We start from the raw sequence: 13,993 nt of genomic DNA on the forward strand, positions 1-13,993 counted from the left end.
GAACCGGATACTAAGCCAAGTCAACGACGTAGGTGGCGAAATGCTTCATGAGCGGAGCTGACGCTGTCGCGTAACGCCTGTTCGAGGCGGTCGGCGTCGTCCGACAACCTGCTCAGCTCCGGCACGGCCGACTGATCCGCGCCGGACTCGGCGAGCAGCTCCTCGTAGCGGGGCAGGCGGGCGCTGAGGCGTTCGATCTGGTTCCTGGCGCGGTAGGCGCGCTCGGCCTCGGCCACGTGGCCGGCGTAGCGCTCCAGGGCCTCCACCCGGGCCAGCACCGCCTGATGGCTGCTGTCCAGGGCGTGGGCGAGCGGCTCGGCGACGGCGGCCACCTCGGGGACGACCCCCTCGGAGACGACCTCCTGATGCTCCGAGCGCAGGGCCGACAGCTTGGCCAGCAGGCGGGCGATCTCCCACTCCTGCGCGGGCAGCATCACCGCGTTGCGCACGTCGTCCAGCAGGCCCTCGGTGTTGACGCTGGACGCCATGACCTGGTCGATGGCCGTCTGGGCGCGGGACATCAGGCTCCTGGCAGGATCGTCGAGGCTCTCCCGCAGGACATAGCGGCCCTCGTTCGCGGTGGCGGCGTCGTGGACGTCGCGTTCGAGCGCGTGCCTGCGTTCCACCTCGGCGTCGGGCCGGGGCCGGAGCAGGACGCCGACGATCAGCAGCGCGGCACCCGTCATGATCACCACGAAAGGCGTGTAGCGCTCGGCGACGAACAGGGCCAGGCCGTAGACGACCGCCGCCACAGCGGTGCCGGTGGCCACCAGGCGGGCCGCGGTGCCGGCCGCCGGATGAGAGCGCCGGCGCTCGGGAACCCAGCCCGAGTGGATGCGTACGAGGAGCTTGCGATTGTCACGGAGCAGGGAGGCGACGTGGTCGGGCACCGCCGGATCGACGATCACCTTCGCATGACGTCCGGGCACATAAGAGATCCTATGTTCCGGTCTGTCCGACTGTCAGCCTTCCAAGTAGCGGAAAGCCTCGTGGGCGGACTCGACGCTGCGCCGTAGCGTGCGCTCCAGCACGTCGGCGTCCTCGGCCAGCCGCTCGATCTCGGGCACGGCCAGGGAGTCCGCCCCGGACTCCGCCAGCAGTTCCTCGTAGCGCGGCAGCCGGGCGCGCAGCTCCTCGATCTGGCCGCGGGCGTGGTAGGCGCGCTCGGCCTCGGCCACGTGGCCGGCATAACGTTCCAGCGCCTCCACGCGGGCGACCACGGCGGCCTCGCTGTTGACCAGGGCGCGTTCGAGCGGCTCGATCACCGCGGCCACCTCCGGCGCGATGCCCCTGGCCAGCAGCTCACGGTGCTCCAGGCGCAGGGCCGACAGCTTGGCCAGGAGGCTGGCGATCTCCCACTCCTGCGCGGGCAGCATCAGGGCGTTGCGGGCGTCGTCGAGCAGGCCCTCGGCGTTGACGTGGGAGCGCAGCACGGACCCGATGGCCCGCTGCGCCCTGCCCAGCACCACCCTGGCCTCCTCGTCGAAGTCCTCGGCCAGCAGGTAGCGGCCGTCGTACCAGCGGGCCTGCTCGTACACGCCGCGCTCGTGCGGCCGCTGGTCGTCCACCACCTCGTTCATGGAGGCGATCTTCACCAGGACGATGAACACGTACGTGCCGAGGAGCACGAACCCGGCCGGCGCGAACGGCGAGGCCAGCAGCATGGCCATGAGCGCGACCACGAGGGGCGTGGCGGCCAGCAGCAGGGCGCTGGACGGGCTGTTGCGGCGGGCGGGGGCCGCGACGGGGGGCACCCACCCGGACCTGATCCTGGACAGTAAGGGAGCGTTGGCACGCAGCAATCCGGCGATTTCCGGGGGTACTCCCGGATCGACGACCACACCCACGCTCTGTCCTGGCACCCTGGCGCCCCCAACGCTCGTGATGTTCGGATATTACGTGCCATTCCGGCTGAGTGTCAGCCTCCGGAGGGGACAGGCTGGGAAACCATCAGTCGCGCGGACCGGGCGCTTCCATGACGGCGGGCACCGGAACGAGGGGCACCACAGGGGCGTTCACCAGCACCGCAACCGCCGATGCCACCCTCATGACCCGAAGCCCGCAATCGCCGAACGCGCCGGAGGCGGCGAGGACGCAAAACATGATCGTAGCCGTGGCGGTAATGGCCGGGGCGCCCGCCACGGCTCGTCGTCGCGGGGTCAGTCCTTGCCGACGAGCGTGCCGACCTCGGCCGCCATGCGTACGAAGCCCTCGGGGTCGGGCTCGTCGCCCGCCGGTTCGAGCACCACGTGGTCGGCGCCCGCCCGCGCCCGATCCCGGGCGATCCCGGCAACCGTCTCCGGGTCGCCGTTCCCGGACTGGACGTAGGCGATCAGCGGGTGCCGGTCGGTGCGGCCGGCCTCCGCCCGGCCCTCGTCGATCAGCCGCCGTGCCTGCCGTACCTGGTCGAGGGGCGTACCGGCGTGCAGGACGGTGCCGTCGGCCGCCGCGCCGGACAGCCTCAGCGTGCGGGGCCCCGTGGCCGCGCAGACCACCGCCGGCGGCGTGTGCGGCGGCCAGCCGAGGGCGACCGCGTCGAGCCGGACGTAGCGGCCCTCGGTGGTGACCTCCTGCCCGCGCAGCAGCGCCCGCAGCGCGTCGAGATGCTCGCGCAGGAGCGTCAGCGGCGACTCCGCCCCCGCCCCCACCTGCGCCATCCACTGCTGCACCCCGTGGCCGACGCCGACCGTCACCCGGCCGGGGAACAGCCGGTGCAGGGTCGCCACCTCCATGGCCGTCAGGGCGACGTTGCGCAGGGGCACCGGGAGCACGCCGATCGCGATCCGCAGCCGCTCGGTCCAGGCCAGTGCCGCCGCGGCCGTCGCGATGCCGCTCTCCAGGAAGCAGTCCTCCCAGAGCCACAACTCCGCCAGCCCGGCCTCCTCGGCCGCGGTGACCACCGAACGCAGGCGCTCGGGGGGAAGTTGTGGCCGAAATATCGCGCCTATAACCGTCATGCCCGGATCATTCCCCAGAGCGACGGCCCGTGGCAAAACCGGCCAGGACCTATAGCCTGGATCCCCGCTTCGAGTGGTTATGCGCGCGTTATCCGCAGCGGAGCACACTGTCGGGCACATGACATCTCATGGGGGGCGCGGTGCGGGTTCTGGTCGCCGAGGATGAGCGGATGCTCGCCGACTCGATCGCCGAGGGGTTACGGGGTGAGGCGCTCGCCGTCGACGTCGCCTACGACGGGGACGCCGCCCTGGAACGGCTCGGGGTGCACGACTACGACGTCGTGATCCTCGACCGGGACCTGCCGGTCGTGCACGGGGACGACGTGTGCCGGGCCGTCGTCGAGCGGGGCTGGCCGGTGCGGGTGCTCATGCTGACCGCCGCCGGTGACGTGCGCTCGCGGGTCGCCGGGCTGTCGCTGGGGGCCGACGACTACGTGACCAAGCCGTTCGCGTTCGAGGAGCTGGTGGCCCGGGTGCACGCGCTCGGCCGGCGGGCCAGGCCGGCCGATCCGCCCATGCTGGAGCGGGCGGGGGTGCGGCTGGACTGGGCGCACCGGCAGGTGTTCCGCGAGGGCGTGTACGTACCGCTGGCACGCAAGGAGTTCGGCGTGCTGGCGGAGCTGCTGCGCGCCCAGGGGGCCGTGGTCTCGGCCGAGAGCCTGCTGGAGAAGGTGTGGGACGAGCACATCGATCCGTTCACGAACACCGTGCGCACGACGATGATGAAGCTGCGCAAGAAGCTCGGCGAGCCCCAGGTCATCGAGACCGTGCCCGGATCGGGATACCGCATCCCATGAGCCTGCGCCTGCGTTTCGCGCTGGCCTGCGCCGGGGTGTTCCTCGTCGTCGGCGGGCTGCTCGTGACCGTGCTCTACTTCGTCACCCGGTCCAACCTCGACTACCGGGCCTCCGTGCTGACCCCCACCAAGATCACGTACGTCCGCGACGGGGAGGGCGTCTACTCCGTCCAGCGGTACAGCCCTCCGTACGAGCTCGCCCGCTCCTTCGCCATCCGGGCGAGCGCCACGTACCAGAACACCGCCCTGGCCGGGGTGCGCGACATCGGCGGGCTGGCCGTGCTGGCGGGGACGGGGGCGGCGTTCGGGCTGGGCTGGCGGACGGCGGGCGTGGTGCTGCGCCCGCTCAGGAAGGTCAACGAGAGCGCCCGCCGGGTCGCCCAGAGCCACGACCTGACCCAGCGCATCGCCTACCGGGGCCCGCGCGACGAGGTCCGGGAACTGACCGACAGCTACGACACCATGCTCGACCGGCTGGCCCGCGCGTTCGACGGGCAGCGCAAGTTCGTCGCGAACGCCTCCCACGAGCTGCGCACGCCGCTGACGATCAACCGGACGCTGGTGGACGTGGCCGTGCGCCGGCCCGACGCGACCGAGGACGTCCGGCGGCTCGGCGAGTCGCTCCTGGTGGTCAACACCCGCCACGAACGCCTCATCGACGGCCTGCTGGCGCTGGCCGAGGGCGAGCAGGCGGTGCTGGACCGGCGGCCGTTCGACCTGGCGGACGTGGCCGAGCACGTGCTCGACCAGGCGGCGGCCGAGGCGGAGGAGCGCGAGGTCACCATGCACCGGCTGCTCGATCCGGCGCCCACCACGGGCGAGGCGGTGCTGGTGGAGAGGCTGGTGCAGAACCTGGTGGAGAACGCCGTCCGGCACAACCACGCCAAGGGCGAGGTGTGGGTGACGACGCGGCGGCGGGCCGAGCGGGTGGAGCTGGTCGTGGCCAACACGGGACTGCAGGTGCCGCCGTACGAGATCGAGACGATCTTCGAGCCGTTCCGGCGGCTGCACGGCGACCGGCTGCGCTCCGAACGGGGCAGCGGGCTGGGGCTGTCGATCGTCCGGGTGATCACCGAGGCGCACGGGGGCACGGTGAGCGCCCGGCCACGGGACGAGGGCGGGCTGATGATCACCGTGGAGCTGCCGGTCGACCCCGCCGCGCCCTGAGACTCACCCGCGCGGGCCTGGCTCGGTGCTCTGGTGCAGGTCCCACAGCACCGTCTCCGGCACGCCGGCCCTGACGAGCTGCTCCCAGGCGGCCATCCGGTCCACCGGGTCGGCGAGCAGCGCGTGCAGCAGGGGCCGCAGCTCCGCGTGGTCGGCCCCCTCCTCCGTCCACATCGCCCCCGCCGCGCGGTACAGGGCGGGCGAGCGCACCGCCACCGTCCGCGCCAGCTCCTCCAGGATGCCGGCCCGGTCGCGGTAGGGCAGGTTCCGGCCCTCCCCCAGCGCCCCCAGCAGCAGGTCCAGCAGCCGGCGGTGGCGCGGCGTGTGACCGGTGGCGACCGCCACCACCACGTCCCCCAGCCCGGAGGTCTCCCCGCCGCCGAGCACCACGTCCTCCCGGCCCTCCTCGACCACCCGGTGCGCCGACAGCGCGGTGACCAGCCCGGTCCAGCCCTCCTGCCCGAGCTCGCCCTTCCACAGGTGGGTGAGCGCGGACCACCGTTCCAGGTGGTCGGGCTCCGGCAGCAGCGACGAGACGGTGACCGGCTCCTCGGCGGCGGCCACGATGAGCAGGGTGAGGTTGGCGGAGTACGCGGCCAGCCGCCGGGTCATCGTGTGGCGTACCGGCCGGAAGCCGGTGAAGTGACGCCGCGCGCGCTCGTGCAGCGACCGGCGCAGCAGCCCGGCCAGCAGGTCCACGCATCGCGCCCGGACGACGGAGGGCACCTCGTCCAGCAACTCCAGGATGAACCCGACCGTCGGCCCGCGCTCGGCCAGGCACGAGTGGGAGGTGACGGCGTACAGCAGGTCGTCGTCCACGCTCTGCACCAGGGCGAGCGGCTCGTCGCCGGCCAGGCGGCGGCGCCGGTCGAGGTCGCGCAGCGCGTACATGGTGAGCCAGGCCAGCAGGAAGTCGCCGAAGGTGGCGTGCAGGAACGTGTGGCCGTTGCGGCGTACGAAAAAGAACCGCTCGGTGGCCCGGCGCGCCCAGTCGACGCCCTCCCCGCCCGGGTCGTCCTCGCCGCCGTGGCACAGGGCGGGCACGTCCCTGTCGAGCTCCGCGTCGGTGATGACCTGGCGGCCGCGGGCGAGCATGGACAGGGCGACGGTGCCAAGCAGCACCAGCTCCTGGTCGATGGCGACCCGCTGCGCCCCGCCGGTCTCGCGTTCGGTGTAGTCGCGCAGCAGCACCTCGTACAGGCGGGCGCGGCCGAGCGGGCCGTGATCGCGCTGCAAGGCGTTGCTGCCGGCGTCGTAGAGCGCGAGCAGCAGCAGGAGCAGCGGTTGCCGGGCCATGTCGCCGTGGACGAGCGCCGCCTCGGCGGGCAGCGGCTTGAGGTCGCGGCGGGCCAGCAGGGCGCGGTTGGCCTGGTCCCAGATGTCCAGCCACTGGCGCACCTGCCCGTCCGCGAACGGCTGGAGCTGCAGCGCCAGCAGGCCCCGGGGGAACCTGATCCGGTCGGCGACCACGGTGCGGCTGGTCACGATCACCACGACGGGCCGCCCCAGCCCGGCCTCCCTGTCCTGGAATCGCTGGACCTGCTCCAGGTAGTCGTAGCGGTTGGCGCCGCCCTGGACCAGCTCGTCGAGCCCGTCGAGCAGGATCACCGGCATCGCCCCGTCGCCGGCGGCCACCAGGTCGGCGTAGGTCACCTCCTCGCCCAGCACCGCCCGTACGGCCTGCTCGATCTGCTCGGTGACGGAGGCCCGCGCCGCCACGCTCTGCAGCTCCACCCGGATCGGCAGGAACTCGGACCTGGCCAGCCGCGCGCCGAGCACCTCGGTCAGCTTGGTCTTGCCGGAGCCGGGCTCGCCCAGCACCAGCAGCGGCGCCTGGGTGGCGCGCAGCGAGGTGAGGTGACCCACCAGGAACGCCTCGGGGTCGGACAGCAGCCGCTGGTCGTCCCACCAGGCACGCAGCGCGGGCGTGGCCTCGCGGGTCAGCTCGGCGACCCGGCAGCGCGGGCTGAGGTAGCCCTCGCCGAGCAGCGGCAGCGACACGTCCTCCGGCAGCTTGCCGGCCAGCAGCAGCGGCTGGTCGAGCGCGTTCGCGGCCATCCGCACCCGGTGGATCATGGGCCGGTCGCCGACCCGGGGCGGGGCCAGCTCGGCCAGTAACCACGCCACCCGAGACAGGGCCGTGGCGGGCGCTGGCTGCTCCGTGACGAGGCTGCGCACGCCGAACTCGTGGCTGTCGAGCGCCAGCGACCGGTAGTCCTCGTCGTAGATGCGCAGCGCGTGCGCGGGCGGCCCCTCGGCGAGCATGCGGGGCAGCAGGAGCTGGTCGTCGACCGACAACTCGTCCCAGACCGCCAGGCCGCCGACGTATCCGGCCATGGCCTCCGACATGCGCAGGAAGGCACGTTCCACGGCCTGCCGGGTCTCCGCGTACGGCAGGTGCGGCTCGGGCATGGGCAGCCGGTCGAGCAGCAGCCCCGCCACCAGCCGGGCGAACCGCTCGCGGGTCGGCACCCCGTGCGAGATCGTGTCGTTGCGGTCGAGCCGGTCGAGTGTGAACGGCAGCTTGGCCTCGCCGAGCGCCTCGAAGTAGGCGGAGACGACGATCACCGCGTGCGCCGCGGCCAGCCGCTGCGTGCGGGTGAACCGGTCCACGCCGCTCTTCAGCTCCGGCAGGCGGCGGATGACGTCCTCGCCGTAGCGGACGATGCCCTCGCGCATGTCGCGCAGGCCCAGCACGAGCTGCCCGCCGCCGGCCAGCGCCCAGCCGGTGCGCTTGGCGGCGGCGGAGAACCCGACCACCTTGACGAGCCTGCCGTCCTTGCATCCGAGAATCCGCAAGGCGTCGGCGTAGCTCGGGGTTTCGATCATGGCCTCCTCCCGGGCACTGGATGTCCCCATCATCCGCCGTACGCCGCGGTCGCGCAGGCTCCTTGGTCTCCGACGATCCGAACGTTACCCGCGCGTCATGTTCGCTTCATCGCCCGGGCGATCTCCGGCAACGCCGCCGGATCCTCGATCGTCGAGGGGGTGCCGTACGGCCTGCCGTCGGCGATGTCCCGCATCGTGGCCCGCAGGATCTTGCCGGAGCGGGTCTTGGGCAGCCGGGAGACGACGACCGCGCGGCGGAAGGCGGCCACCGGGCCGATGCGTTCGCGCATCAGGGCGGTCAGCTCGCGTTCGAGGTCGGTGGGGTCGCGCTCGGAGCCCGCCTTCAGCACCACGAACCCCACCGGGAGCTGGCCCTTGAGCTCGTCGGCGACGCCGATCACCGCGCACTCGGCCACGTCCGGGTGGGAGGCGATGACCTCCTCCATCGAGCCGGTCGAGAGCCGGTGGCCTGCGACGTTGATCACGTCGTCGATGCGGCCCATGACGTAGAGGTAGCCGTCGGCGTCCAGGTGGCCGCCGTCGCCGGTCAGGTAGTGGCCCGGGTAGCGCTCCAGGTAGGAGCGGGCGAAGCGGGCGTCGTCGCGGTAGAGGGTGGGCAGCGAGCCCGGCGGGAGCGGCAGCCTGACCGTGACCGCTCCGTCCACCCCCGGCGGGCACTCCTCGCCGTCGGGGTCGAGGACCCGGATGTCCCAGCCGGGCACCGGTTTGGTGGGCGCGCCGGGCCTGATGGGGAGGGTCTCGATGCCGACGCAGTTCGCGGCCATCGGCCAGCCGGTCTCGGTCTGCCACCAGTGGTCGATGACGGGGATGCCGAGCAGGTCGGAGGCCCAGTGGTAGGTGTCGGGGTCGAGCCGCTCACCGGCCAGGAACAGGTGCCGCAAGCCCGACAAATCCCATTTTTTCGCGAAGCTTCCGGATGGGTCCTCTTTTTTGATGGCTCTGATCGCGGTCGGCGCGGTGAACAGCGTCCGCACCCCGTGCGTGGCCACCACCCGCCAGAACGCGCCGGGGTCGGGGGTGCCGACCGGCTTGCCCTCGTACAGGACGGTGGTGCAGCCCGCCAGCAGCGGCGCGTACACGATGTAGGAGTGCCCCACCACCCAGCCCACGTCGGAGGCCGCCCAGTAGACCTCGCCGGGGGCGGCGCCGTAGACGTGGGCCATGCTCCAGTGCAGCGCCACCGCGTGGCCGCCGTTATCGCGCACCACGCCCTTGGGCGAGCCGGTGGTGCCGGAGGTGTAGAGGATGTAGAGCGGGTCGGTGGCCGCCACGCTCACACAGCCGGCCGGCCGGGCCTCCCGCACGGCCCGCGCCCAGTCGAGGTCGCGCCCCTCCGCCAGCTCCGCCACGGCCTGGGGCCGCTGCAGGATCACGCACCGCTCGGGCCGGTGCTCGGCCTGCGCCAGCGCCGCGTCCAGCAGCGGCTTGTACGCCACCACCCGCCCCGGCTCGATCCCGCACGACGCCGACAGCACGACCTTCGGCCGGGCGTGGTCGATGCGGACCGCCAGCTCCCCGGCCGCGAACCCGCCGAACACCACCGAGTGCACCGCCCCGAGCCGCGCGCAGGCCAGCATCCCGATCACGGCCTCCGGCACCATCGGCATGTAGATCACCACGGTGTCCCCGGCCCGCACGCCGAGGTCGCGCAGCAGGCCCGCGGTCCTGGCCACCTCGTCGCGCAGTTCGGCGTACGTGATCGTGCGCACCGCGCCGGTGACCGGGCTGTCGTAGATCAGCGCCGGCTGCTCGCCGCGCCCCGCCGTGACGTGCCGGTCCACCGCGTTGTGACAGGTGTTCAGCCGCCCGTCGGGGAACCAGCGGCCGTCTCCGTGAACCGTGGTGGGCGCCACGTCCCAGTCGATGCCCCGGGCCGCCTCCGCCCAGAACTCGCCGGGCCGCTCAATGCTCCGCCGATAAGCCTCGTCATAACCGCCCACTTATCGATCAGATCAGCCGCCGGGTACATCACGCAAGATATTCGGATGAGCGATGACTTGATCCTTTCCGTCGTCACGGGTTCCCGGGCGTACGGACTCGACACGGCCGAATCCGACGTGGACCGGCGCGGGGTGTTCGTGGCGCCGACGGCCGCGTTCTGGCGGCTGGACAAGCCCGCCACCCACCGGGACGGGCCGCTGCCCGAGCAGTTCTCGTGGGAGGTCGAACGGTTCTGCGTGCTCGCCCTCGACGCGAACCCGACGATCCTGGAATGCCTCTGGTCACCCCTGGTGGAGGTGATCACCCCCGCCGGGCGGCGGCTGCGCGACCTGCGGGAGGCGTTCCTGTCGACGCGGGCGCTGCGGTCGTTCGCCGGATACGCCGAGGACCAGTCGCGGCGCCTCGACCCGGCCGCGCCCCGGTGGAAGCAGGCCATGCACATGATCCGGCTACTGCTCAGCGGCCTGCACCTGGCACGGCACGGGGAGCCGCTGATCCAGGTCGGGCCGCACCGGGACCGGCTGATGGCGATCAGGCGCGGCGAGGTGCCGTGGGCGGAGGTGGACGCCTGGCGGGCCGGACTGACCGCCGAACTGACCGCCATGATGACCGCGACGATGGCTGGGGCGCCCACCGTGCTGCCCACCCGGCCGGACCGCGACCGGGTGGAGGACTTCCTGGCCGGCGTGCGCCGGGAGCACCTCTGACCGGCGCGTCAGTCCTTCAGCGGGTCCGCCGACAGGACCAGCCTGATGGCCTGGTTGCGGTAGCCGGCCCGTTCGAACGCCCTGGCCATCGGCGCGTTGCCGCGGTCCGTGTCGGCCATGATGCGCTGGACGCCGCGGCCGGCGTGGCTACGGGTGATCTCGGCGAGCAGGTCGTCCACGTAGCCGTGGCCCCGGTGCTCGGGCACCACGCCAAGGTAGCCGACCACCGGCCCGCCGTCGTTGGCCGAGGGCAGGGCGAACCCCACCAGGTCCTCCCCGTCCCTGGTGTAGGCCAGGCGCCACCAGGAGCGGTCGCCCGGCATGGACCTGAGGTCGCGCACGTCCTCGCGGGCCTGCGCCTCCGGGTCCAGGGTGAGCAGCGCCTGCCGGGTGGCGAAGTCCAGGGTGCCGACGGCCGCCCGCCGGAAGGCCGCCACGAACGCCTCGTCGTCGTCATCGCCGCGGAACACCAGCCGCTTCGAGGGTTCCGGCACGGCCTCGTCCGGCGTCCACTCGTAGCGCAGGCGCTCCAGTTCCTCGGTCAGCCCGGCGCGGGCCGCGGCCTCCCGCCGCCAGGCGACGGCCCCCGCCGAGCGCGGCTGGTCGCGCCAGTCGTTGGTGAGGAAGATGTGGTATTCCGGCCTGCGGCCGTAGGCGGTGTGGGCGCGGGTCAGCAGTTCGGTGGCCAGGCCGACCCGGTCCTCGACCGACGGATGGACGTACACGCAGTCCAGGGCCAGGGGGTGGTCGGCCCCCGGGAAACCCCACCAGACGGCGCGGCCCAGGATCTCGCCGCTCTCCTCGTCCACGGCGAGCCAGATGCGGTCGAAACGGTAGTTACCCCGGTCCAGGTTGGACAGCAGCCGGTCGGGGTGGGCCCAGCTGATGGATTCGTCGACGACGCAGCCGAGCAGGCCGTCTAGATCGGCCTCGACAGCGGTGCGGAGACGCATGATTCCTCCGAGAAGTAGAAGCGGGCGCGGTGAGCGCCCAGAGCGGTGCCGTACATCTCAGCGCCTCCTTTCTTCCGACTTTTCGGTGTCAGAGGGCACTCTAGCCGAAATATCACGACAGGATGGGCTCGTGAGGTCCTACGACGACGACACGCTGCCCCTGCAGCCGCCCATCCGGCTGCCCGGCGCGGCCACCCTCGCGGCCGCCGTCCGCGCCGCTCCCCTGGCCGATCAGGTCCTGAAGGACGAGCTCATGGCGGAGGACGGCGACGACACGGAGGTGCTGTCCACCTGGGCGGAGCACTGCCGCGAGAGCCTGGCCGCCGACGAGGGGCTGCTGCTGGAGCTCATCAGGATGTTCCTGTCGCGCGAGCCGCTCAAGGGCGACGTGCCCGAGACGCTGTCGGGTCTCGGGCTGGTACGGCAGGCGGAGCCGTACACGCTGAGCTGGCTCGGCCTGTGGGTGGCGCGGCAGATCATCGCCGAGACCACCGGGCAGGACATCCCGGTCATGGGCACGCTCGCGGACCGGGACGCCGCGGCGTTGCTGCACGGCCTGCGCTCCTATCCGGAGCCCGAGCGCGGCGAGGAGCTGGCCGGGTGGCTGAAGGAGCGGGAGCCGGAGGCGGCGGCGGCCGAGATCGCCGCGGTGCTCGGCACGGTCAGCCCGCTGAGCCGGGCGGTCGGCGTGGAGCTGCTCTCGTCGGCGCTCGGCGACGAGGGCCGGCTGGCGCTGGCCCGGCTGCTGGAGGAGCCGAAGCTCGGCGCGGTCATCGCCGCCAGGACCGGGCGGGAGGAGCGGCAGCCCGCCCCCGACGAGATCTCCTGGGTGCTGGTGGACATGGCGGCGGCGCTGCTGGAGTTCGGGGGCGAGACGGGCGAGGTGATCGACTCGATCGCCATGGGGATGGACGCCGAGGAGCAGGCCGGCACGATCGCGATCCTGGCCTTCGGGGATCATCCCTGGACGGGACGGGTGCTGCGGGTGTTCATCGATCACCATCCGGACGAGAAGGTCGTGGCGGCGGCGCGCAAGGCGTTACGCCGCCTGCACGGCCTGGCCGACGTGCGGAGCTGAGATGGCGCGGGTGGTCTCCTCCGCCCCGGGGGTCGTTCCTCGCGGGTGAACGGTAGAGTCGGCCCAGTGAGCATGCATGCGATCTCCCCGCAGAGCGGCGTCCTGGGTGACGCGTTCGCCTGTGATTGCGGCGCCGTGCTGGCCGGGCGGATGACCGCCGAGCTGCACGCCGCCGAGAACGGCCTGTGCTCCGCCTGCCTCGGCACTGCCGAGGAGCAACTCGCCCCCGGGCTGCTACGCGGCTGTTCGGCCTGTGTGGGCACCGGCCGGCGCAAGGAGCAGATCACCTGGCAGCTCGCCTACGCCGAGGCCGAGCAGCGCATCACGATGTCCCTCGTCCGGGGGATCGTGGCGGGATTCGACGGGCCGTTCCGCCTGTCGGAGATCGCCGACACGGTCAGAGCCGGGCTGGGGCTGGCCACGGGCCGCATGCCCGTCGGGCCCCGGGTGCGCGACCTGCTGCTGCGGATGCAGGCCGGGGGCGAGATCACCATGCTGTCCGCGCCCGACGAGATGGTCGGCACGGACATGGTCCTCTACCGCGACCCGCAGTGGCAGCGTGCCCGCACCCTGGGCATCTGAGACGTAAACGGATCCCCGCCCGGGGATAGCGGTTCCCTTGGGCAGGGATAGCGGTTCGCTGAACTCGGCTCAGGCGCGGCAGAGGAGCTCGCCGTGCAGGATGGACAGCCAGCCGTCGTCCGCCGCCGCCCACTCCAGCCAGCCCGCCGAGATGCGCCGCAGGTCGGCCTCCGTGGCGGCGCCGGTGGCCAGGGCCTGCTCGGCCATGGAGGAGTGCAGGATCCGCTCCGCCCACATCCCGCCCCACCAGGCCCGGTCCTCGGGCGTGGCGAAGCACCAGGTCGAGGAGGTGGCGGTGACGTCCTCGAAGCCCGCCGCCCTGGCCCACGACAGCAACCGCCGCCCGGCGTCCGGCTCTCCGCCGTTCCCCCGCGCGACCCGCTGGTAGAGCGCCAGCCACTCCTCCAGCTCCGGCAGGAGCGGATACCAGGTGAATCCGGAGTAGTCGCTGTCGCGTACCGCCACCAGCCCGCCGGGCCTGGTCACCCTACGCATCTCCGACAGCGCCCGCACCGGGTCGCCGACGTGCTGCAGCACCTGGTGCGCGTGCGTCACCCAGAACGTGTCGTCCGGGAAGTCCAGCGCCAGCACGTCGGCCACCGCGAAGTCCACGTTCGACAGCCCCCGGCCGGTGATCTCGGCCCTGGCCAGGTCGAGCGCGCCGGCGCTCACCTCCGATGCCGTCAGCCGCTCCACCCGGGCGGCCAGGTCGGCGCTGATGGTGCCCGGCCCGCTGCCCACGTCCAGGACGGTCATGTGCGGCTGGAGGTGGGGCAGCAGGTAGGCGGCCGAGTTCTCGGCGGTGCGCCAGCGGTGCGAGCGCAGCACGGACTCGTGGTGGCCATGGGTGTAAACGACATCCATGTCAGGAACTCCTTTGTTTCGCCCACTCTAGCCGCATCTCACGATGCAAGAGAAAATGTCTTGTCATATGAGATTTCATTGATCATCTAAACTTGTGG

12 protein-coding genes are annotated in these 13,993 nt (G+C 72.5%); 5 read left to right on the plus strand and 7 right to left on the minus strand.

The features are described from left to right. Positions 1-20: 20 nt before the first annotated feature. The 3 genes from BLS95_RS13535 to BLS95_RS13550 form a co-directional block, all read right to left on the minus strand. Positions 21-929, minus strand: coding sequence for a hypothetical protein (locus tag BLS95_RS13535; protein ID WP_245765026.1), 909 nt, complete (start codon positions 927-929; stop codon positions 21-23). Between the two features lie 33 nt (positions 930-962). Next, positions 963-1,847: a hypothetical protein gene (locus BLS95_RS13540; protein ID WP_245765027.1), complete on the minus strand. Its 885-nt coding sequence runs from the start codon at positions 1,845-1,847 to the stop codon at positions 963-965. A gap of 312 nt (positions 1,848-2,159) precedes the next feature. Beyond that, positions 2,160-2,957 (minus strand): LLM class flavin-dependent oxidoreductase, encoded by a 798-nt coding sequence (locus BLS95_RS13550; RefSeq protein WP_090931292.1) that lies wholly within the window; start codon positions 2,955-2,957, stop codon positions 2,160-2,162. A 140-nt stretch (positions 2,958-3,097) separates the two neighbouring features. Between BLS95_RS13550 and BLS95_RS13555 the strand changes: the two genes are divergently transcribed. Both BLS95_RS13555 and BLS95_RS13560 read left to right on the plus strand, forming a co-directional pair. Next, positions 3,098-3,754 (plus strand): response regulator transcription factor, encoded by a 657-nt coding sequence (locus tag BLS95_RS13555; protein ID WP_090931456.1) that lies wholly within the window; start codon positions 3,098-3,100, stop codon positions 3,752-3,754. Continuing rightward, the gene (locus BLS95_RS13560; protein WP_090931293.1) at positions 3,751-4,920 is read left to right on the plus strand and encodes a sensor histidine kinase; all 1,170 of its coding nucleotides are present in this window, start codon (positions 3,751-3,753) and stop codon (positions 4,918-4,920) included. The genes BLS95_RS13555 and BLS95_RS13560 overlap by 4 nt, the downstream gene beginning before the upstream one ends. 3 nt (positions 4,921-4,923) lie before the next feature. Here the strand turns inward: BLS95_RS13560 and BLS95_RS13565 are convergent, their stop codons facing one another. Together BLS95_RS13565 and BLS95_RS13570 are read right to left on the minus strand one after the other, a co-directional pair. Continuing rightward, positions 4,924-7,749, minus strand: a complete 2,826-nt coding sequence (locus tag BLS95_RS13565; protein ID WP_090931294.1) for an NACHT domain-containing protein — start codon at positions 7,747-7,749, stop codon at positions 4,924-4,926. Positions 7,750-7,844: 95 nt separating this feature from the next. Next, the gene (locus BLS95_RS13570; protein WP_090931295.1) at positions 7,845-9,710 is read right to left on the minus strand and encodes a propionyl-CoA synthetase; all 1,866 of its coding nucleotides are present in this window, start codon (positions 9,708-9,710) and stop codon (positions 7,845-7,847) included. A 45-nt stretch (positions 9,711-9,755) separates the two neighbouring features. Here BLS95_RS13570 and BLS95_RS13575 point away from each other — a divergent pair, with 45 nt between their 5' ends. Continuing rightward, positions 9,756-10,418 carry a nucleotidyltransferase domain-containing protein gene (locus BLS95_RS13575; protein ID WP_090931296.1) on the plus strand — a complete coding sequence of 221 codons (663 nt, stop codon included), beginning with the start codon at positions 9,756-9,758 and terminating at the stop codon, positions 10,416-10,418. Between the two features lie 8 nt (positions 10,419-10,426). On the opposite strand, the gene BLS95_RS13580 is transcribed toward BLS95_RS13575, so the two are convergent. Further along, entirely contained in the window at positions 10,427-11,371 is a 945-nt protein-coding gene (locus BLS95_RS13580; RefSeq protein ID WP_090931297.1) for a GNAT family N-acetyltransferase, read from the minus strand. A gap of 130 nt (positions 11,372-11,501) precedes the next feature. Between BLS95_RS13580 and BLS95_RS13585 the strand changes: the two genes are divergently transcribed. Both BLS95_RS13585 and BLS95_RS13590 read left to right on the plus strand, forming a co-directional pair. Continuing rightward, the gene (locus BLS95_RS13585; protein ID WP_090931298.1) at positions 11,502-12,449 is read left to right on the plus strand and encodes a hypothetical protein; all 948 of its coding nucleotides are present in this window, start codon (positions 11,502-11,504) and stop codon (positions 12,447-12,449) included. 72 nt (positions 12,450-12,521) lie between these two features. Beyond that, a complete protein-coding gene (locus BLS95_RS13590) occupies positions 12,522-13,031 on the plus strand; it encodes a hypothetical protein (protein ID WP_245765050.1) in 510 nt (169 codons plus the stop codon). Positions 13,032-13,100: 69 nt separating this feature from the next. On the opposite strand, the gene BLS95_RS13595 is transcribed toward BLS95_RS13590, so the two are convergent. Next, positions 13,101-13,895 (minus strand): class I SAM-dependent methyltransferase, encoded by a 795-nt coding sequence (locus BLS95_RS13595; RefSeq protein WP_090931300.1) that lies wholly within the window; start codon positions 13,893-13,895, stop codon positions 13,101-13,103. Positions 13,896-13,993 lie beyond the last annotated feature (98 nt).

It is taken from the genome of Nonomuraea jiangxiensis (assembly GCF_900099965.1).
GTDB lineage: Bacteria > Actinomycetota > Actinomycetes > Streptosporangiales > Streptosporangiaceae > Nonomuraea > Nonomuraea jiangxiensis.

Coding starts and splice junctions, on each gene's coding strand:
- BLS95_RS13595 (WP_090931300.1), bottom strand. CDS start 13,895: ATGGATGTCGTTTACACCCATGGCCACCACGAGTCCGTGCTGCGCTCG.
- BLS95_RS13575 (WP_090931296.1), top strand. CDS start 9,756: ATGAGCGATGACTTGATCCTTTCCGTCGTCACGGGTTCCCGGGCGTAC.
- BLS95_RS13590 (WP_245765050.1), top strand. CDS start 12,522: ATGCATGCGATCTCCCCGCAGAGCGGCGTCCTGGGTGACGCGTTCGCC.
- BLS95_RS13550 (WP_090931292.1), bottom strand. CDS start 2,957: ATGACGGTTATAGGCGCGATATTTCGGCCACAACTTCCCCCCGAGCGC.
- BLS95_RS13565 (WP_090931294.1), bottom strand. CDS start 7,749: ATGATCGAAACCCCGAGCTACGCCGACGCCTTGCGGATTCTCGGATGC.
- BLS95_RS13580 (WP_090931297.1), bottom strand. CDS start 11,371: ATGCGTCTCCGCACCGCTGTCGAGGCCGATCTAGACGGCCTGCTCGGC.
- BLS95_RS13560 (WP_090931293.1), top strand. CDS start 3,751: ATGAGCCTGCGCCTGCGTTTCGCGCTGGCCTGCGCCGGGGTGTTCCTC.